The 17249-nt window shown below is 66.9% G+C and carries 17 protein-coding genes; 9 read left to right on the top strand and 8 right to left on the bottom strand.

From position 1 onward, the window contains the following. The first annotated feature begins 81 nt into the window (after window positions 1–81). The 7 genes from Y887_RS03795 (at window position 82) to Y887_RS03770 (ending at window position 5639) form a co-directional block, all read left to right on the top strand. The gene (locus Y887_RS03795) at window positions 82–1290 is read left to right on the top strand and encodes an MFS transporter (RefSeq protein ID WP_046963084.1); all 1209 of its coding nucleotides are present in this window, start codon (window positions 82–84) and stop codon (window positions 1288–1290) included. A gap of 259 nt (window positions 1291–1549) precedes the next feature. Further along, window positions 1550–1726, top strand: a complete 177-nt coding sequence (locus Y887_RS20925; protein ID WP_104611509.1) for a hypothetical protein — start codon at window positions 1550–1552, stop codon at window positions 1724–1726. A 212-nt stretch (window positions 1727–1938) separates the two neighbouring features. Next, window positions 1939–2394, top strand: coding sequence for a PA2169 family four-helix-bundle protein (locus Y887_RS03790; RefSeq protein WP_046963083.1), 456 nt, complete (start codon window positions 1939–1941; stop codon window positions 2392–2394). Window positions 2395–2673: 279 nt separating this feature from the next. Beyond that, entirely contained in the window at window positions 2674–3276 is a 603-nt protein-coding gene (locus Y887_RS03785; RefSeq protein ID WP_046963082.1) for a 2'-5' RNA ligase family protein, read from the top strand. A gap of 64 nt (window positions 3277–3340) precedes the next feature. Then, the gene (locus Y887_RS03780) at window positions 3341–3946 is read left to right on the top strand and encodes an HD domain-containing protein (protein WP_046963081.1); all 606 of its coding nucleotides are present in this window, start codon (window positions 3341–3343) and stop codon (window positions 3944–3946) included. A 67-nt stretch (window positions 3947–4013) separates the two neighbouring features. Next, window positions 4014–4196 carry an oxidoreductase-like domain-containing protein gene (locus Y887_RS03775; protein ID WP_046963080.1) on the top strand — a complete coding sequence of 61 codons (183 nt, stop codon included), beginning with the start codon at window positions 4014–4016 and terminating at the stop codon, window positions 4194–4196. Between the two features lie 69 nt (window positions 4197–4265). Then, window positions 4266–5639 (top strand): virulence factor, encoded by a 1374-nt coding sequence (locus Y887_RS03770; RefSeq protein ID WP_046963079.1) that lies wholly within the window; start codon window positions 4266–4268, stop codon window positions 5637–5639. A gap of 531 nt (window positions 5640–6170) precedes the next feature. Here the strand turns inward: Y887_RS03770 and mprF are convergent. Continuing rightward, the gene (gene mprF, locus Y887_RS03765) at window positions 6171–8735 is read right to left on the bottom strand and encodes a bifunctional lysylphosphatidylglycerol flippase/synthetase MprF (protein ID WP_046963078.1); all 2565 of its coding nucleotides are present in this window, start codon (window positions 8733–8735) and stop codon (window positions 6171–6173) included. A gap of 260 nt (window positions 8736–8995) precedes the next feature. Between mprF and Y887_RS03760 the strand changes: the two genes are divergently transcribed. Then, window positions 8996–9703, top strand: coding sequence for a DUF998 domain-containing protein (locus Y887_RS03760; RefSeq protein WP_046963098.1), 708 nt, complete (start codon window positions 8996–8998; stop codon window positions 9701–9703). 10 nt (window positions 9704–9713) lie between these two features. Next, window positions 9714–10061, top strand: coding sequence for a RidA family protein (locus tag Y887_RS03755; RefSeq protein WP_046963077.1), 348 nt, complete (start codon window positions 9714–9716; stop codon window positions 10059–10061). A 350-nt stretch (window positions 10062–10411) separates the two neighbouring features. Here the strand turns inward: Y887_RS03755 and Y887_RS03750 are convergent, their stop codons facing one another. Genes Y887_RS03750 through Y887_RS03720 form a run of 7 tightly spaced genes read right to left on the bottom strand, consistent with a single transcriptional unit; the run spans window position 10412 to window position 17234 of the window. Further along, complete coding sequence (locus Y887_RS03750; RefSeq protein ID WP_046963076.1) at window positions 10412–11482, bottom strand: SAM-dependent methyltransferase; 1071 nt, start codon at window positions 11480–11482, stop codon at window positions 10412–10414. A 17-nt stretch (window positions 11483–11499) separates the two neighbouring features. After that, window positions 11500–12282: a DUF1295 domain-containing protein gene (locus tag Y887_RS03745; RefSeq protein WP_046963075.1), complete on the bottom strand. Its 783-nt coding sequence runs from the start codon at window positions 12280–12282 to the stop codon at window positions 11500–11502. Continuing rightward, window positions 12279–12824, bottom strand: a complete 546-nt coding sequence (locus Y887_RS03740) for a DUF2878 domain-containing protein (RefSeq protein WP_046963074.1) — start codon at window positions 12822–12824, stop codon at window positions 12279–12281. The genes Y887_RS03745 and Y887_RS03740 overlap by 4 nt, the downstream gene beginning before the upstream one ends. A gap of 3 nt (window positions 12825–12827) precedes the next feature. Continuing rightward, a complete protein-coding gene (locus tag Y887_RS03735) occupies window positions 12828–14114 on the bottom strand; it encodes an SAM-dependent methyltransferase (protein ID WP_046963073.1) in 1287 nt (428 codons plus the stop codon). Then, a complete protein-coding gene (locus tag Y887_RS03730) occupies window positions 14111–14992 on the bottom strand; it encodes a DUF1365 domain-containing protein (RefSeq protein WP_046963072.1) in 882 nt (293 codons plus the stop codon). Before Y887_RS03730 ends, Y887_RS03735 begins: the two co-directional genes overlap by 4 nt. After that, complete coding sequence (locus Y887_RS03725; RefSeq protein WP_046963071.1) at window positions 14992–16242, bottom strand: NAD(P)/FAD-dependent oxidoreductase; 1251 nt, start codon at window positions 16240–16242, stop codon at window positions 14992–14994. The genes Y887_RS03730 and Y887_RS03725 overlap by 1 nt, the downstream gene beginning before the upstream one ends. Further along, complete coding sequence (locus tag Y887_RS03720; protein WP_046963070.1) at window positions 16239–17234, bottom strand: acyl-CoA desaturase; 996 nt, start codon at window positions 17232–17234, stop codon at window positions 16239–16241. Before Y887_RS03720 ends, Y887_RS03725 begins: the two co-directional genes overlap by 4 nt. Window positions 17235–17249: the final 15 nt, after the last annotated feature.

The following is a 17249-nucleotide window of genomic DNA, read 5'->3' as shown; positions in this document are numbered from 1 at the left end:
GCTGAACCGTGGTCGGCCCACACCTTTCGCTGATTGCTGCATTGCACAATAATAAGCCGCCCCGTCATCCTGGAGTCGGGCATGTCCGATATCGACCTCTCAACGCCGCGCGTGCCCCGGCGCGATTACGTGCTGATCCTGCTTGCGCTGGCGATGGGTGGCTTTGCGATCGGCATCAGCGAGTTTTCCACGATGGGCCTGATGACGCAGATCGCGCAGGGCCTGCAGATCAGCGAGCCGCAGGTAGGCCATGTCATCAGCGCCTATGCGCTGGGTGTGGTGGTCGGTGCGCCGTTGCTGGCGATCCTGGGCGCGCGCTGGCCGCGCCGCACCTTGTTGTTGTTGCTGATGGTGTTCTACGCGCTGGGCAACCTTGCCAGTGCGCTGGCGCCCAGCTATCACACGATGTTGCTGTGTCGCTTCATCGCCGGCCTGCCGCATGGCGCGTACTTCGGCGTTGCTTCTCTGGTCGCCGCCTCGATCAGCCCGCCCAATCAACGCGCCACCGCGGTAGGGCGCGTGCTGTTGGGCCTGAGCGTGGCCTTGCTGGTGGGCAACCCGCTGGCGACCTGGCTGGGGCAACTGGTGAGCTGGCGCTGGGCGTATGCGTCGGTATCGGTGATCGCGCTGGGCACGGTGGCGGCGGTGGCGGCATTGCTGCCGCCTGCGCCGGACGAGCCGCGTCAGCAGCCACTGCGCGAGCTGCGTGCGTTCAATCAGCCGCAGGTGTGGCTGGCGTTGGCGATCGGTGCGGTGGGGTTCTCGGGGATGTTCTGCGTTTTCAGTTATCTGGCGCCAACCTTGACTGCGGTCACCGGCGTCGCGCCTGCGCGCATTCCGTTGGCGATGGCCGCATTCGGCGTTGGCGGCGTGCTTGGCAGCATCCTGGGTGGGTGGTTGTTCGACCGCATGCAGTTCCGCGCGGTGCCGGTGCTGTTGGTGTGGTCGATCGTGGTGATGCTGACCTTCCCGTTGGCGGCGCACTCGGGGCTGTGGGTGTTCGTCTCCATCGTGGCGGTTGGCACGATGGGCGCGCTGGCGCCTGCGTTGCAGACCCGCCTGATGGATGTGGCAGCCGAAGCGCAGACCTTGGCGGCAGCGTCCAACCATGCCGCCTTCAACACCGCAAATGCCCTGGGGCCCTGGTTGGGCGGCATGGCGATCACCGCGGGCTGGGGCTGGACCTCCACCGGGTACGTGGGTGCAGCCACGGCACTTGGCGGCTTGCTGGTCTACGCGCTGGCGGTGTGGCAGGAGCAACGCCAGCGCACGTTGGTGACCAATTGCTGAGTGGTTGCCGCGTGCGCAGCTGCGCTTGCTGACCGGCGTGTGCTGCGCTGCTTGAGGTGGTCTGTTGACGTTGGTCCTGCGCCTTGCATCCGTGAAGCCTGCGATGCTGAGTGACGGCATGGCGGGCTGACCAGCGCGCGGCCGCGCTTGCGTTCGCTGTCGCGTCGATGTGGACGCGGCATGCGCGCGTCGCATCCACGATCAACTCACAGCGATGCGTCGAGACTGCAGGCTCATCGCAAGCGGACCGAACAGTGTCATGAGCGAATTCACTCCACCGCCGTGGAAGCGGCCCACTCCCAAGCGGAAGACCGCATCCACACCGTTGACCGAGGCGCAGAAAGCCGCCGCGAAACAGCGCGCAGCAGAGGCCGGGCGGCCGTATCCGAATCTGGTCGACAATATGTGGGCGAGTCGGCAGCCGAAGGAGTCTTGATGCGTCGTTGCCATCGATGAATCGCAGTTCATCGGCCGCACGATGGCGTGAGGACGAGCCGCGCATCGCTCACATGCCGATTATGGTCGCGCCGCCAGGATGCAGCCGTACACAACGTTACGGCATCGCAATCAACGCATCGATTGCGCTACTCCCCGAAAGCCGACGGCTTGCACCTCCGCAGCGTCGGCGCATCCAGCAAGGAGCGACACATGAGCATTCAGAGCAAGACCGAGCATAGCCTCAACGACCTCATCGCCATTTCCCGCGACGGCAAGGACTTCTACGACGAAGCCGCGGCCAAGGTTGGCGACGCAGAGCTGGCGACGCTGTTCCGCCGCATTGCCGGCGTCAAGACCGACATCGTGAGCAGCCTGAGCAGCGTGGTCGCTTCGGCCGGTGGGACGCCGGAAAAGCACGGCACCATGGTCGGCAGCATGCAGCAGTTCTACGGCAAGGTGCGCGCGACGCTGGGCGACACCAAGTACGGCTACGTGGCCGAGCTGGAAGAATCCGAAGACCGCCTGCTGAAGGCGTTCGATGAGACCATTGCCGACGCCGACACGCCGGCTGCTGCACGCGACGCCGCACTGCGTCTGTTGCCGGAAGTGCGTGCATGTCACGACGTGATGCGCAATCGCAAGCATGCGATGAAGAACGCCGCATAACGCGTTAGCAAGACCGACGCGCATCTGCACCGATGCAGCTCTCGGAGTAAATCGATACAGGCGGGAAACGGGTAGCGCGAGCTGCCCGTTTCTTTTCGTGTTTGCGGCATGCTGTCACTCATGTGGTGCGCAGTCGCCATGTCGCCGTTGCCGTTCCACGGCGTTGGCTTGTTCCACGCTGGCGATGGATGACGCGGCGTATTCGCCCGTGCGTCAGGTCTGCTAGTATCCGCCGCCCTTCTTCAGCCAGGCCCGCGCAGGCGGTCGTGGAATCACCCCATGAAGCAGCAGTTTCTCTATCTGTCATCGGCCGAGGCTCAGTTGTCGCTGGGCCTGGGGGAAGAAAAGACCACCGAGCGACTGTTCTTTGCGGTGATGGCCGATGCGACCACTGCCGAGCGTGCGGCAGGCATCGCCAATGGGCTGCTGCAGAGCGGGCAGGTGGATGGCAAGCCACTGGGACGCGAGCGGCTGCATGTGACCTTGCATCACCTGGGCGATTACGCCGGCGGGCTGCCGCCCTCGTTGGTGAGCCGTGCAAGCCAGGCCGCCGAGCGGGTGGCGATGGACGCCTTCGAGGTGGAGTTCGATCGCGTCGGGACGTTCGGTGGACGGCGCTCGCAACTGCCGTGCGTACTGCGCGGCGAAGAGCGCGTGCGCGGGCTGTATGCGTTGCAAGGGGCGCTTGGCCGTCAGCTGGCGCACGTGGGGATTGCCGGCGATGCGCAGTACACGCCGCATATGACGTTGCTGTATTGCAACCAGAGCTTGCCGCAACGCCGTTGCGACACGCTTGCCTGGACGGTGCGCGACTTTGCGCTGGTGCGCAGCTTCCTTGGCCAGTCGCGTTACCAGATCGAAGGCCGCTGGTCGCTGCGTTGAGCTGCAATTAGCGTTGATCGGTCAGGTTGTGTGCAGACGCGCACGCACGCGGTAGCCTGCGCGCATGGATGCCATCCCCCCCCTGCCGTTGCATGCCGACCATCTGGCCGCGTTGGAACAGGCCTATGCCACGCCGCCGCGCGCCTACCATCACTTCGGTCACGTGCGTGCGCTGCTGCAGCACTACGCCGAGGTCGCTGCCGGGCCGGGTTGGCAACGGCCGGTGGAGGTCTGGCTGGCGGTCCTGTTCCACGATGCGATCTACCAGCCCGGGCGCAGCGACAACGAAGCCGAATCTGCGAAGTGGGCGATGGACTGCATCCCGCGCTGGTGGCCGCAGGCCGAGGTGGATCTGCAGCGCGTGCAGGCGCTGATCCTGCTCACCGCGCGCCATGGGCAACTGCAACCGCAGGATGTGGACGAGGAAGCCGCGCTGTTCCTGGATTGCGACATGGCGATCCTGGCCGCGCCCGCCGCCGTCTTCGATGCTTACGACCGTGCGATCGCCGAGGAATACCGGGGCCATGTGCCCGCATTGCTGTTCCGGCTCAATCGCCGCCGCTTCCTGGCCGGGCTGCTGAAGCGCCCGCGCATCTTTCTCAGCGACTATTTCCACGCGCGCGTCGATACGTCCGCGCGTGACAACCTGCGTCGCCGGTTGGGTCGCTGAGCCGCCGCTGCCACCGCGCGGCGCGTGACCCGGCAGCGGCGGATGCGCACGACGCTACAATGGCCACATGCACGACAGCGCCACATCCGTCTCCGATCCCCGCCCGCAACCGCCGCAGGCACCCGCGCCCAACGAGTGCTGCGAAAGCGGCTGCCCGCTGTGCGTGCACGACCTGTACGCCGAAGAACTGACGCGTTATCGCCAGGCCCTGGCCGCCTGGGAAGCCCGTCAGCTGGCGCAGCCGCGGTGAGCGAAGCGCCGCGCTTCGCGGCGAGTGCCGGAACGATTATCTTTGGATCACTTTTCCCGATGGTGCGACATGCGACGACTTGAACGATGGAGCGCGCTCTGCGGCGCGGCGATGCTGACGCTGTCGGGAATGGCCGCCGCCCAGGCTCCGGAACCGATCAGCCACGGGCGTTTCGAACAGATCCCGGTGTTGATGCCCAAGGGCGAGCCGCAGCGCGTGGTGATCTGGCTGGCGGGCGCAGGCAATGCCGGCAAGCGCCAGGCCCAGGCGCAAGCCTTGCGCGACGATGGCGCAATGGTGGCGGTGGTGGATACCGCGCATCTGTACGCGGTCCTGCGCAAGGCCGGCGGCACATGCGCGTTTTCGGTGGGCGATGTGGAGAACTTCTCGCGCTACCTGCAGGCCTTCTATCACATCCCCACCTACCGGCTGCCCTTGCTTGTGGGCGATGGCGAAGGTGCGGCGCTGGCATATGCCATCGGCGCGCAGGCCAAGCCGCATGTGCTGGCCGGCGTGCTCACCGATGGCCTGTGCCCGGCCACGGTGTCCGATCAGGCGATCTGCCAGCCGGGTGTGCATCCGGGCAGCAATCGCCTGGTTCCGGCGACGCTGCAGATTCCCTGGGTGCTGGCCGGCAGCCAGGACAAACGGTGTCCTGCAGCAGCCGAGGACGGCTTCCTCAAGCAGGTTCCGCAGGCCCGCGGCTTCAAGCGGTCTGCGCAGGGCGACATCCTGCCCGGCCTGCGTGCCGCAGCCCGTTCGCTGGGCGAGCAGAAGGGCGTGGTCTTGCCGCCTCCGCCGGGCGGCCTGACCGACCTGCCGGTGGTCGAACTGCCGGCCAAGCCGGACGGCGACAGCGACGACGACACCTTCGTGATCTTCGTGTCCGGCGATGGCGGTTGGGCCGGGCTGGACGAAGAAGTGGCCGACGCGCTCGCCGCGCAGGGCATCCCGGTGGTCGGGCTGGATTCGCTGCGCTATTTCTGGACCGAGCGCACGCCGCAGGGCTTTGCCAACGATCTGGACCGCATTGCGCGCGTGTATGCGCAGCGCTGGCAGCGCAAGCGCGTGGTGCTGATCGGCTTCTCGCAAGGCGCCGATGTGTTGCCGGCGGCGATCAACAAGCTGCCGGAGCAGACCAAGCAGAACATCCGCATGACCGCGCTGCTGTCGGTCGGCAAGCTGGCCGATTACGAATTCCATGTCAGCAACTGGCTGGGCTCGGATGACGAAGGCCTGCCGATCGCGCCGGAAGTGCAGCGTCTGCCGGCCGGCACCACGGTGTGCATCTACGGCCAGGACGATGGCGATGCGTTGTGCCCGAGCCTGCCGGCGCAGGCCGCCAAGCGCGTGACGCTGCCGGGCGATCACCACTTCAAGGGCGATTACGCGACCCTGTCCAAGGTGATCATGGAGCAGATGCACGGGATGCCCACACCCTAAGCGAGCGGGGCACGTGACCCTGCGTCGCCGGCTCTCGGCCGACGCAGGGTCGGCAACCACATCGGCGCTTTTGAGTTTGGCCGCCACATGCAACCGGTGGTGCCTGCGCGTGTGCCGGTGTGGGAGCTCGAGCGGCATGGATGCCGCGCCGGAGCCTATACGGGCGTCCGTGTGGCGTGTCCCACGCCGTTAGGCTGCAGGCGCCCGCCGCAGACCGGGGTTTCCACGGAGCACCGGCAGATCTCATGTGCGTGGTTGGTCAGTGTGCGCAGTCGGTCGGCAGCGCGGCGCCGCATTCGGTGTCGGGACACGCCGTCAATCCGTCCCTGGAGGCTCGGTGGCGGCATCCATGCCGCCACACGGTCCCGGCACCGGACGCGGCACCGCGCTTCCACGGTGTGCGGCCGCTGATCGGTAAGCAGAATGCGTCAGCAGGTGCAGCGTCCGTGGATCCTGCAAGCGGACTCCTTGCACTCAGTCAGGCACCGACACCGACATCGACGCCGACATCGACACAGGGATCGCGCGGCGTTACTCCTGCCGCCCGGGGTCCACCGAGATCAGCCGGGTCACATCCAGCAGCGCCGCCGGCAGATGCATGCCGCCGGGCGCGACCAGATAGCGCGGGCGCCAGGTCGGGGCGAACTTCGACTTGAACCGGCGTAGCCCGCTGAAACCGTAGAAGCGCTCGCCATGCCGTGCGACCAGGCTGGCGAAGCGATTCCAGCGGCCGGCCAGGCGGTGTTCGGCCAGCCCCGACAACGGCGCCATGCCCAGCGAGAAGCGCGTGTAGCCATTGGCCTGGCCCCACAGGAACAGCTCGATGAACAGGAAATCCATCGTGCCCTTCGGCGCCTCGGTGCTATGTCGCATCAGGTCCACCGACAGCTCGCCGCCGGCCGGTGCCCACCACACATTGGCGAAGGCCACGATCTGCCCTTCGGCCTCGGCCACCGCCACCGGGAAACGGCGCAGATACTCCGCATCGAAGCTGCCGAGCGAGAACCCTTTTTCTTCGCCGGATTTTTCTTCCAGCCACTGTTCCGATACCTCGGCCAGGCGCGGCAGCACGGCGTCCACCTGCTCTGGCTGCAACATGCGGAAGGTCAGGCCGCCACGCTTGCCGCGGTTCCAGGCCTGACGCAGATCGGCGCGGTCGCGGCCTTCCAGGGTGAAGCCCTCCAACGGCACGATCGCTTCTTCGCCCAGCTTGACCAGGGTCAGGCCCATATCCAGGTAGGTCTGCCAGTATTTTTCGCCGACCTGGTAGAACACCGGGCGCAGGCCCATGTGGTCGGCCTCCTCGCGGAAACGCCAGATCAGCGCGCGGGCCACCTCCGGCGGCCCGACCGGGTCGCCCATCGAAATCAGCGAGCCACCGTAGCGCTGCATCATCACAAACCCGCGGCGCTGCTCGTCGAGCAGGAACGCCTTGTCGCCGGTCAACGCCAGGCAGGCCTGGGTGTCGGTACTGATTTCCAGGATCGGCGCCAGCGTCTGCAGGGTTTGCGCATCGGCGGCCGGCATCGGTCGGCGCCCGCCGCGCAGCAGCCGCGCCATGCCGAACATGATCACGCCCACGCACAGGATCAGCGCGGCGCGCAACGCGCGCGGTGCATTGGCCGAGGTGGCGAATTGCCACCACAGGTCGTTGCTGTATTCGACATGGCTGTAGACGAAGAACAACAGCCAGAAGGTGGCGACCAGCACCAGGCCCAGATTGCTCAGCCAGCGCCAGGACCAGGCTTCGTCCAGCAAGGCGCCCTGGCGGTAGAACTCGCGCCGCGCGGCCCACAACGCCACCGCTGCCAGCGCTGCGGACAACGACACCGAGATATGGCTGCCGCGCAGCAGCGACAGCGGTGGCAGCAGCACGCAGACGCCCAGCGCCAGCATCCAGGCCGCATGGCTGCGGCGCTGCAGGCCCTGGCCGATCAACAGCAGCAGCATGCCGCCCAGGCTGACCAGCAGATGCGAGGTTTCGATCAGTGGCAGCGGCGCCACTTCCTGGCGCGCACGCGGCGTCGGCAGGGTGCCGTCGATCATCAGGCCCGCGCCCACGGCGAAGACCGCCAGGGCCAGGATCTGCGGCAGCCACGGACGCAGCGTCTTCCACACCGTGCGTGCGGTGCTGGCGCTGGCGCGGACCGGCGCCCCCAGCCCGGAGGCCGCCGCCATGGCCACCGAAATCAGCAACGGCACGATGTAGTAGGTGACGCGATACGCCAGCGCCGCGGCCAGCACGGCGGCCGGCGTCACATGCGGCAGCAGCTTGAGCAGGCTCCACTCGAACACGCCCAGCCCGGCCGGCACGGTGGAGATCAGGCCGGCCACCACCGCCACCAGCCAGATGCCGATAAAGCCGAAGTAACCGGTGCCCGGGTCCGGCGGCAACAGCACGTAGAACGCTGCCGCGGCCAGGCCCAGCTCGACCACGCTGAGAGCGGTGACGCCGAGCACGGTGGTGCGGTCGGGCAGCCAGAAGCGATGGCTGCGGATCCCGAACTCGCGGCCTTGCTTGCCCACCAGCACCAACATCGCCACATAGCCGGCCAGCAAGGCGATGCCGGCGATGCGGATGCCTTCTGCGGTGATCGGCAGGGCACGCGCAGCCGCTTCCGGTTCCAGCATCAGCGCAAGCCCGAGCAGCACCCAGGCGCCGAAGATGAAGCCCAGCGTGCTCATCAGCACCACCTGGCCGATCTCGGCCAGGGTCAGCCCGACGCTGCCATAACCGCGCAGGCGGACGGCGCCACCGGTGAGCGCGGCAAAGCCCAGCGTCTGGCCGACCGCATGCGCCATGAAGGCGGTGATGCCGACCCGGGCCGGATGCAGCCGCTTGCCGGTGCGCTTGAGCCCCACCCAGTCGAAGCCCACCAGGCAGGCGTAGCTGCTCAACCCGAGCAGCAGGGTCAGGGCGATCTGTCCTGCGCCCAATGCCCGGAACGCCTGGCGGATCTGGCGGTAGCCATGGTCGGTGAACTGCGCCGAGAGCGCGTGCAGCGCCATGGCCAGGATCGCCAGGCTGATGATGACCGGCAGGGCGCGACGCCAACCGCTGGCAGGCGCTTCGGAAGACGCGGGGGTATCCGTCATGAGGGCAACGGGATCTGCATAAGAGGGAAAGAGGACGCATGCACGATACGTGCCGCGTGCGCAAAGATCTGCATGTGCCAAGCGGGTTGAAGAAGCATGCAGCGTGATCGCGAAGTGCCGAAACGAGGTGAACGCAGGGTTCGTGGGAGCCGACACCTGTCGGCCCGGGACGGCCGCGCGCATCATAGGGCAAAGGCGCAGGTGCGTGCCGCAGGGGGATGGATGAACGGCGTTATCGTTGGAAGGCAGACAGGCTGATGATGCGTACGACCGACTCTCGCGCGCATGTTGCGCAGGCCGCCACGGGATCGGCGCCACGCTGGAGCGGGCATGCCGGGGCGCTGGCCGCTGCCGCAGGCCTGGCCTTCATCGGGCTGGTCCTCGTGCTGCAGTGGCTACGCGGCGATCTGTGGTGGATCGATGCGCAACTCAGCGCCTATCTGCACGGCGCCTACGGGCTGCTGCTGCGCACGGCGTACTGCCTGTTGGCCGCAGCGATGGCGTGGCTGGCGGCGGGCCTGTATGCGGCGCTGGCGCCGGCGGCACGCAGCCGCACGGTGTTGGGATTGTTCTGGCTGGCAGCGCTGGGCTTGTGCGCGGTGGCGATCGGCGACAGCTGGATGCCGGAGCTGGCGCCGGACGCGGCAAAACTGGTGCATGTGGTGTCGGCCGACGCCACGTTTCTGTGCGTGATCGCAGCGGTGTTGCTGCAGTCGTGGTACTTCGGCCGCGATCGCGCCTGGCGCGCACAGTGCGTCGGTGCATGCGTGCTCGGTTGGGCGGCGTTCGCGGTCCTGCTGTTCCATGTCACGGTCACCAGCGCGCCGCCGGGGATCAGCCAGAAGATCGCCATCGTGCTGATCGTGGCCTGGATGGTGCGGGTGGGGCTGTGGCTGACGCGTACCGTAAGCGGTGGGGCTGCACGCACCGCGCATTCGCGTGACAATGGGCGGGTCAATCAACCGTAGGAAGTCTGAAATGCTGCAGCGATTCGATGCGGGTCCGCGTATGTCCGAGATGACCGTCCATGGCGGCGTGTGCTACCTGGCCGGCCAGATTGCCGATGACACCAGCGAAGACATCACCGGGCAGACCCGTCAGGTGCTGGCCGAGATCGACAAGCTGCTGGCGCAGGCGGCCAGCGACAAGACCAAGATCCTGCGCGCCGAAATCTATCTGGCCGATATCGCCGACTTCGACGGCATGAACGCCGCCTGGGACGAATGGGTGCCGCACGGCTTCACGCCTGCGCGCGCCACGGTCGAAGCCAAGCTGGCGCGGCCGGAATGGAAGGTGGAGATCGTGATCACCGCCGCGGCGGGCTGATCGGGCGCTGCATGCGCCTGTCGATACGGCTGCGCATCCGCCAGGGTGCGTGGCGGTGTCTGCGACCGGTGTGTCATCCCCACGCACTGTGCGCGCGTCAGCGCGGTGCATGGATGCCGATGCATGGCATCGGCTCAGCTGCCTGGTGCTTGGCGCGCTTCACCATCTGAGGTCCAAGCGCGCTATGCGTCAGGTCGCCTGCAACGCGCAGGCTGCCGCACGATGCGCAACTGCGTCTGTCGCGCATTCTCTGCGTCGCCAACCGCCGCGATGGTTTGTTTACCTCGATGCACGGCAGCGGTGCCTGCTGGTCCGTCATCGCCATCCAGGCGTTGGAGGCACCGTGCCCTTCAGCGTTTGACGAAGCGGTAGTGCGCCACGCCCCATTCGCGGCCGTGGTCGTAGCCAAACAGCTCTGCGCAGGCCAGCCAGAACATGCGCCAACGCTGCCACCAGCGCTGTGCATCGTCGCCATAGGTCTGCTTCAACAACGGCATGATCTGCGCGCGGTGGCGGTCCTGGTTTTCCAGCCAGGCATTGGCGGTTTTTTCGTAGTGCTCGCCCGACAGGACCCAGCGCTGTTCGATCACCACGTCCTGCTGGAAATGCAGCAGGGTGTCGGCCGCCGGCATCAGCCCGCCGGTGAAGAAATGCCGCCCCATCCAGTTGTCCTCGCCGGCCACCTCGAACGGATAGGCCAGATCGCGATGGCAGAAGATGTGCACGAACAGCTTGCCGCCGGGCGCCAGCCAGCTGCCCACACGTGCAAGCAGATCGCGGTAGTTGCGCATGTGTTCGAACATTTCCACCGACACCACGCGGTCGAAATTGCCCGGCGGCAGCGCCAGCGCGTTGACGTCGGCGGTGATGACCTGCACGTTGCCCAGGCCGCGGATGCGGCACTGCTCCAGGATGTGCGCGCGCTGCGGGCGTGAGTTGGACACCGCGGTAATGGTGGCGTTGGGGTAGCGTTCGGCCATCCACAAGGTCAGCGAGCCCCAGCCACAGCCCAATTCCAGGATGCGTTGACCATCGGCCAGCTCTGCGCGCTGCCCGTACAGCGCCAGCATGCGTTCTTCGGCCGCGTCCAGGTCCGGTGTGCTCGCGTCCCAGTAGCAGCTGCTGTATTTCAACCGCTTGCCCAGGCACAGGGTGAAGAACTGCGGCGGCAATTCATAGTGCTGGCGATTGGCGGCATCGGTTTCGATCGCGATCGCGCTGGCGCGCAGGCTGTCGATGAAGGCGCGCTGCCGCTCCCCGTTGGCATCGGCATCGCCGCCGCGCTCATCGCGCAGGCGCTGCGCGCACAGACGCCGGATGCCGTAACGCAACGCGGCGTCGGGCAGCACGCCGGATTCTGCCAAACGGGTGGCAAAGGCTTCTTCGGGCAGCGAGGAGGGCGGGGCGGTGACGGTGGACATGCAACTCTCCAGGCAACTCAGGACGAAGGGGGAAGCGGGAAAAACGCACTGGTGGTGCGCTGGTAGTGCGCGTAGTCCTCGCCACGCGAGCGCAGGGCCTGCTGCTCGGTGTAGGGAATGCCGGTGAAGCGATACAGAAACACGAACATCACCACCGGCCCGAGTGCGCACAGCGCCACCGGCCAGGGCCCGGCGCCGACCGCCAGGGCCAGATAGGCGAACCAGTGCACGAACTCGAAGAAATAATTGGGGTGGCGCGAATACCGCCACAGCCCCTTGCGACAGGTCTTGCCGCGATTGGCCGGGTCGGCCTTGTGCGCAGACAGCTGGCGGTCGGCCAGTGCTTCGCCGCCGACGGCAACCAGCCACACCACGACCGCCAACGTGCTCCACACGCTCCCTGCCGGGTTCGGGTTACTGGCTGCAGCCAGGAACGGCACCGCAAACAGCACCACCACCACCGCCTGGGCCAGGAAGAAGCCGAGAAACTTGCGCTGGTCACCGTTCCAATGTTCGCGCAGGGCGCGATAACGGCCGTCTTCGTGCGGGTCGCCGAACACGCGTACGCCCAGATGCCAGGCCAGACGCGCGCCCCACACACCGCCAAGTACCGCCACCAACACGCGCGGCAGCAGCGCACCGTCGGACATCCACGCGCAATACGGCGCAGCAACCGCCAGGCATGCGGCCCACAACACGTCGACCGGGCCGGCATTGCCGCTGCGGCGTTGCCACAGCCAGCCGATCACCATCACCACGCTCGCAAACAGCCCCACATGCAGCAGCGGCCACACAGTCATTGCAGTTCTCCGGTCTTATGGTGCGGCAATGGTCGCGCCAGACGCCGTGCATACAGCGACAACACGCCACAGGCCACGCCCCAGCCGATGCCGACTGCGAGCACCGCATGCAGCAGCGGTGGCAACAGTTCCACTGCATGCCAGCTGCGCTGCGCCAGCCAGTACGAAAACGGGCCGAAGATGGCGCCCAGCACGACCGCCAGCCACGGACGTTGCATCACGCTGCGCAGCGAATGATTGAGCGTGAGCGCAAAACCCAGCCACAGCGCCAGAATCCACGCCGGCGCCAGCACGCTGCCGGGCCAGGGCGCGGCGTAACGCACCCAGCCCCCTGCCGCCAGCGTGGTGTCCAGCAGCAGGCCCAGCGCCAATGCGGCGATCAGCAATGGCGCATCGCCGGTCGCGCGTCGCGACGGCCACAGCTGGTACAGCGCAAACAGCGTCACTACCAGCAGCGTTGGCCAGACGCGCCCGTGCGCGGCAGCGGCCACCGCCACCACCCACAGCACCTGCAAGCCGAGATAGTTGCCGAGCTGCTTCATGTCTCACGCAACACCGGGGACGAACTGCGGCGGACGCGCGCCGGGCTTGCTCAGCCACAGGTGCACGTCGCCGATCGAGCGTTCGAGAAAGCCGGCTTCGCAATACGCCAGATAGAACTCCCACATGCGGATGAAGCGTTCGTCGTAGCCGAGCGCGCGCACCTGCGGCAACTGCGCCATGAAGCGTTGCCGCCAGGCGCGCAGCGTCAGCGCATAGCTGGGGCCGATATCTTCGAGATGGAACAGGCGCAGGTCGCTGGCGCGCGCCACCGCCCCGGTCATCGCGGCCACCGACGGAATGAAGCTGCCGGGAAAGATATGCCGCTTGATGAAGTCCACCGAATGCAGGGCCTGCTTGTAGCGGTGATCCTCGATGGTGATGGCCTGGATCAGCGCCTCGCCATCGTCGCCGAGCAGGCTGCCGACCTTGGCGAAGTAGGTATCCAGATACTGGTGGCCGATCGCCTCGATCATCTCGATCGATACCACGCGATCGAAGCGGCCCTGCAGGTCGCGGTAGTCGCTCAACAACACGCTGACCCGGTCGCTCAAGCCGGCTTCGGCGATGCGCTGCGTCGCCAGATCGAACTGCTCGCGCGAAATGGTGGTGGTGGTGACGCGGCAGCCGTGTTCGCGCGCAGCATGCAGTGCAAACCCGCCCCAGCCGGTGCCGATCTCGACGACATGGTGCTGCGGGCCCAGCCGCAACTTCTGGCAGATGCGTTCGAGCTTGCGCGTGGCCGCACGTTCCAGCGCCGCTTCGCCCTGGGCTTCTTCGCCATCGACGAAGATCGCCGACGAGTACATCAGGTTCCGATCCAGAAACAGCTTGAACAGCGGATTGCCCAGGTCGTAGTGCGCGGCGATGTTGCGCCGGCTGCCGCTGCGGGTATTGCGCGCGAACGCATGCAGGCTGCGCATCGCCCAACCACCCAGGCGCGCGGTCCCGGTCTCCATCGCATCCAGCCGGTCGCGATTGCGCAACAGCAGGCGCATCAGCCCGACCAGATCGTCGCACTGCCATTGCCCGTCCATGTACGACTCGCCCGCGCCGACGCTGCCGTTGAGTGCGGCCTGTCGATAGAAATCCGGGTCGATCACGCGCAACTGCATCTGCAACGCGTGCGCACCGCTGGCGTTACCCAGCGTGGTGACCGTGTCGGCTTCGCGCAGCTGCAGCTGCCCGTCGCGCAGGTCGCCGAGTGTGGCCAGCAGGCGCTTGCGCAGCAGGCGGTCCGTCCAGGAAGCCGCGCGCGGCGCAGCGGTGTCGGGCAGGGACGTGGCGTTCATCGGGACTCTCGCACAGGCGGATGGGGGTGGTCGTGGACAGGGTTGCCGCGCAGCCACAGGCGCAGGGCCTGCCAATGGATGGCGAGCACCACCTGCACGGTCATCAAGGGGTAGGCGAGCAAGGTGCGCGCCAGCGTACGCGCGGTCAGCGGCTGGCGCTGCAGGACCAGCGTGGCATCGAAGCGTCGGGTGCCGCTGTTGTCGACTGCGCCGGCAGCGTCGTCGTTGGCGTCCAGCACGTCCATATGCACGCGCAGCTGCGCATCCGGCACGCTGAAGCGCCAGTCGTAGCGGTGCTGCATGCCCATGAACGGCGAGACGTGGAAGCGTTTGTCGAAGCGCCATGCATGCACATCGCGATGCGTGCGGGCCTGCGCCACCGGCAGCACATAGGTGTGACGTTGCTGCCAGGGCGTGTTGGTGATTTCCGCCACGATCCAGCGCAAACCGTCATGCCGGTCGAAGCAGTAATAAAAGCTCACCGGATTGAACACGTGGCCGAAGTAGCGCAGATGCGTCAGCAGCCGAATGGCGCCTTCCGGGCGCTCGCCGGTCTGTGTCTGCACGCAATCGCGCACGGCCTGGTCCAGCGGAACGTTGGGATCGCCCAGGTAATCGCTGCGGCGGAACTGCGCCAGATTGGCGCGGCCTACCGACCACAGCCAGCGATGGGCGAACACCTGATCCAGTTCGGACAGGTCCAGGTACATCAGGAACAGGCGGTAACGGAAATCCAGCGGTTTGGGCGCGAAGCGGCGATGCCGCACCCATCCGGTATAGATCGCGCTGCGCAAGCCGCCCGCCACGCTGCCCGCACCGCTGTCCTCGCCGGGAGGCAGCGGCACCGCGTCGGTGCTGGCTTCGCGCAGCAGTTGCATTACCAGGTCACTCCCAGGCCATGGGCCACATCCACACCGCTGCGCAGGCCGTCTTCGTGGAAGCCGAAGCCCCATGCCGCGCCTGCAAACCAGGTGTGGTGCCTGCCCTGGATCTCTGCCTTGCGGTCCTGCGCCGCCAGCGCGGCCGCGTTCTGCACCGGGTGGCGATAGCGCATGCGGCGCAGCACCTTGGCCGGGTCGATGTCGTGGTCGCGGTTGAGGCTGACGATGAAGGGCTGCGGCGCGTCGATCGACTGCAGCGCATTCATCCAGTAACTCACCGTGCATGGCGCCTGCGGGTCGGCCGGCACGTGCGCGTTCCATGCCGCCCACGCGCGCTTGTCGCGCGGCAATACGCGGGCATCGGTATGCAGCACGGTGTCGTTGTCCTGGTAGGTAATGCCGCCCAGGATCTGCCGTTCGGACTCGGTGGCATCGCTGAGCAAGGCCAGTGCATCGTCGGCATGGCAGGCCAGCACCACCTCGTCGAAGTATTCCTCGCCGCGCAACGAGCCGAGCATGATGCCGTCGGGGGTGCGCCGGATCGCGTGCACCGGCGTGGACAACCGCTCCAGCACCTGCCAACGCCGCCGCAGCGCACGCACATAGCTGTTGGACCCGCCACGCACCACCTGCCACTGCGGCCGGCCGCTGATCTGCAGCATGTGATGGTTGGCCATGAAGCCGATCAGCTGGCCCATCGGAAATTCAAGGATGGTCTGCGACGGCGAGGACCACAGCGCCGATGCCATCGGCACCAGATGCTGGTCGCGAAACGCGGCCGAATAACCATGCCGTTGCAGATACGCGCCCAGCGTGCTGAAGCGCTCCTCGCTGTGCAGCACCGCCGGCGCCTGCCGATAGAAGCGCCGCAGGTCCGCCAGCATGCCCCAGAAGCGCGGGCTGAGCAGATTGCGACGCTGGCAAAACAATCCATCCAGGCTGCCGGCGTTGTACTCCAGCCCGCTGCCGGCATCGTGCACCGAAAAACTCATCGTGGTCGGCTGCGAGGCCACGTCCAGCTCGGCGAACATGCGGGTGAGCAGCGGGTAGTGCTGCGGGTTGAACACGATGAAGCCGCTGTCCACCGCGTAGCGCTGGCCGTCCAGGTGGATGTCGTGGGTGTGGGTGTGACCGCCGAGATAATCGGCCGCCTCGAACAAGGTGACTTCGTAGCGACGCGACAACAGCCACGCCGCGCCCAGGCCGGCGATTCCGCTGCCGACCACGGCAATCCTGCCCTCGCTCATCGCGCCACCCGTTGCGCGCGGCGCGTGAGCATTGCCGGCATCGGCTTGAGATCCCATACCAGGCCGACCCAGGACATCGCCTTGAGGCCGTACCAGGTGACGTCGTACTCCCACCAGCGCATGCCTTGCCGCGCCGAGCCGGGGAAGAAGTGATGGTTGTTGTGCCAGCCTTCGCCGAAGGTGATCAGCGCCAGCAGCCAGTTGTTGCGGCTGTCGTCGCGCGTTTCAAACCGCCGGCTACCGAAGCGGTGCGCCAGCGAATTGATGGTGAAGGTGGCATGGAACAGCGCCACCGTGGACAGCACAAATCCCCACACCAGCAGCTGCGGGCCGTTGGTATGCAGCGCGGGCGCAGCCTCGGCCAGCCAGTCGCCAAGCAGATACAGGCCGAGCGCCAGCAGCACCGGCATCACGATGTCGAAGCGGTCGATGAAACGCAGCTCGCCGAAGCGGCGCAGGTCCGGGATCACCTCCCAGTCGGTGCGGAAGTTGCGCGGAGTGAGGAACCAACCGGTGTGGCTCCACCAGAACCCGTGCTGAGCCGGCGAATGCGGGTCGCGGCCGGTGTCGGTATGCCGATGGTGGTTGCGGTGATGCGCCGCCCACCACAGCGGCCCGCGCTGCACGCACGTGGCGCCGATGGCGGCGAATACGAACTGCAAGGCGCGCGAGGTCTTGAAGGCGCGATGGGAAAAGTAACGGTGATAGAAGCCGGTGAGCGCAAACATGCGCAGCGCGTACAGCGCCAGTGCAATGCCGGCGGCAAACCACGACGCGCCGACCCAGAACACCGCCAGGCAGGCCACATGCAGCGCGATGAAGGGCAGGGCGCGCAGCCAGTCGATGCGATCGGCGCGTACCTCGTCCAATGGCTCGTCGGCTTGCGAATCCACCCAGCGACGCAGGCTGCCGATGCGCGATGCCACCCAGCCGCGATGCTTGGGCGGGGGCTGAGGCGATGCGACGTGGGGGTCGAGTCCAGTGCTCGGCACGCGTGGTTCTCCGTA

It is taken from the genome of Xanthomonas pisi DSM 18956 (assembly GCF_001010415.1).
GTDB lineage: Bacteria > Pseudomonadota > Gammaproteobacteria > Xanthomonadales > Xanthomonadaceae > Xanthomonas > Xanthomonas pisi.
Note: the sequence above shows the minus strand (reverse complement) of the source record. Positions and strands in the feature narration are given on the sequence as shown.

What these genes read in the sequence shown, in the direction of transcription:
- Y887_RS03795 (WP_046963084.1), top strand. Translation starts at nt 82, where the DNA reads ATGTCCGATATCGACCTCTCAACGCCGCGCGTGCCCCGGCGCGATTAC.
- Y887_RS03775 (WP_046963080.1), top strand. Translation starts at nt 4,014, where the DNA reads ATGCACGACAGCGCCACATCCGTCTCCGATCCCCGCCCGCAACCGCCG.
- Y887_RS03770 (WP_046963079.1), top strand. Translation starts at nt 4,266, where the DNA reads ATGCGACGACTTGAACGATGGAGCGCGCTCTGCGGCGCGGCGATGCTG.
- Y887_RS03760 (WP_046963098.1), top strand. Translation starts at nt 8,996, where the DNA reads ATGCGTACGACCGACTCTCGCGCGCATGTTGCGCAGGCCGCCACGGGA.
- Y887_RS03730 (WP_046963072.1), bottom strand. Translation starts at nt 14,992, where the DNA reads ATGCAACTGCTGCGCGAAGCCAGCACCGACGCGGTGCCGCTGCCTCCC.
- Y887_RS03740 (WP_046963074.1), bottom strand. Translation starts at nt 12,824, where the DNA reads ATGAAGCAGCTCGGCAACTATCTCGGCTTGCAGGTGCTGTGGGTGGTG.
- Y887_RS03790 (WP_046963083.1), top strand. Translation starts at nt 1,939, where the DNA reads ATGAGCATTCAGAGCAAGACCGAGCATAGCCTCAACGACCTCATCGCC.
- mprF (WP_046963078.1), bottom strand. Translation starts at nt 8,735, where the DNA reads ATGACGGATACCCCCGCGTCTTCCGAAGCGCCTGCCAGCGGTTGGCGT.
- Y887_RS03785 (WP_046963082.1), top strand. Translation starts at nt 2,674, where the DNA reads ATGAAGCAGCAGTTTCTCTATCTGTCATCGGCCGAGGCTCAGTTGTCG.
- Y887_RS03745 (WP_046963075.1), bottom strand. Translation starts at nt 12,282, where the DNA reads ATGACTGTGTGGCCGCTGCTGCATGTGGGGCTGTTTGCGAGCGTGGTG.
- Y887_RS03780 (WP_046963081.1), top strand. Translation starts at nt 3,341, where the DNA reads ATGGATGCCATCCCCCCCCTGCCGTTGCATGCCGACCATCTGGCCGCG.
- Y887_RS03755 (WP_046963077.1), top strand. Translation starts at nt 9,714, where the DNA reads ATGCTGCAGCGATTCGATGCGGGTCCGCGTATGTCCGAGATGACCGTC.
- Y887_RS03750 (WP_046963076.1), bottom strand. Translation starts at nt 11,482, where the DNA reads ATGTCCACCGTCACCGCCCCGCCCTCCTCGCTGCCCGAAGAAGCCTTT.
- Y887_RS03725 (WP_046963071.1), bottom strand. Translation starts at nt 16,242, where the DNA reads ATGAGCGAGGGCAGGATTGCCGTGGTCGGCAGCGGAATCGCCGGCCTG.
- Y887_RS20925 (WP_104611509.1), top strand. Translation starts at nt 1,550, where the DNA reads ATGAGCGAATTCACTCCACCGCCGTGGAAGCGGCCCACTCCCAAGCGG.
- Y887_RS03735 (WP_046963073.1), bottom strand. Translation starts at nt 14,114, where the DNA reads ATGAACGCCACGTCCCTGCCCGACACCGCTGCGCCGCGCGCGGCTTCC.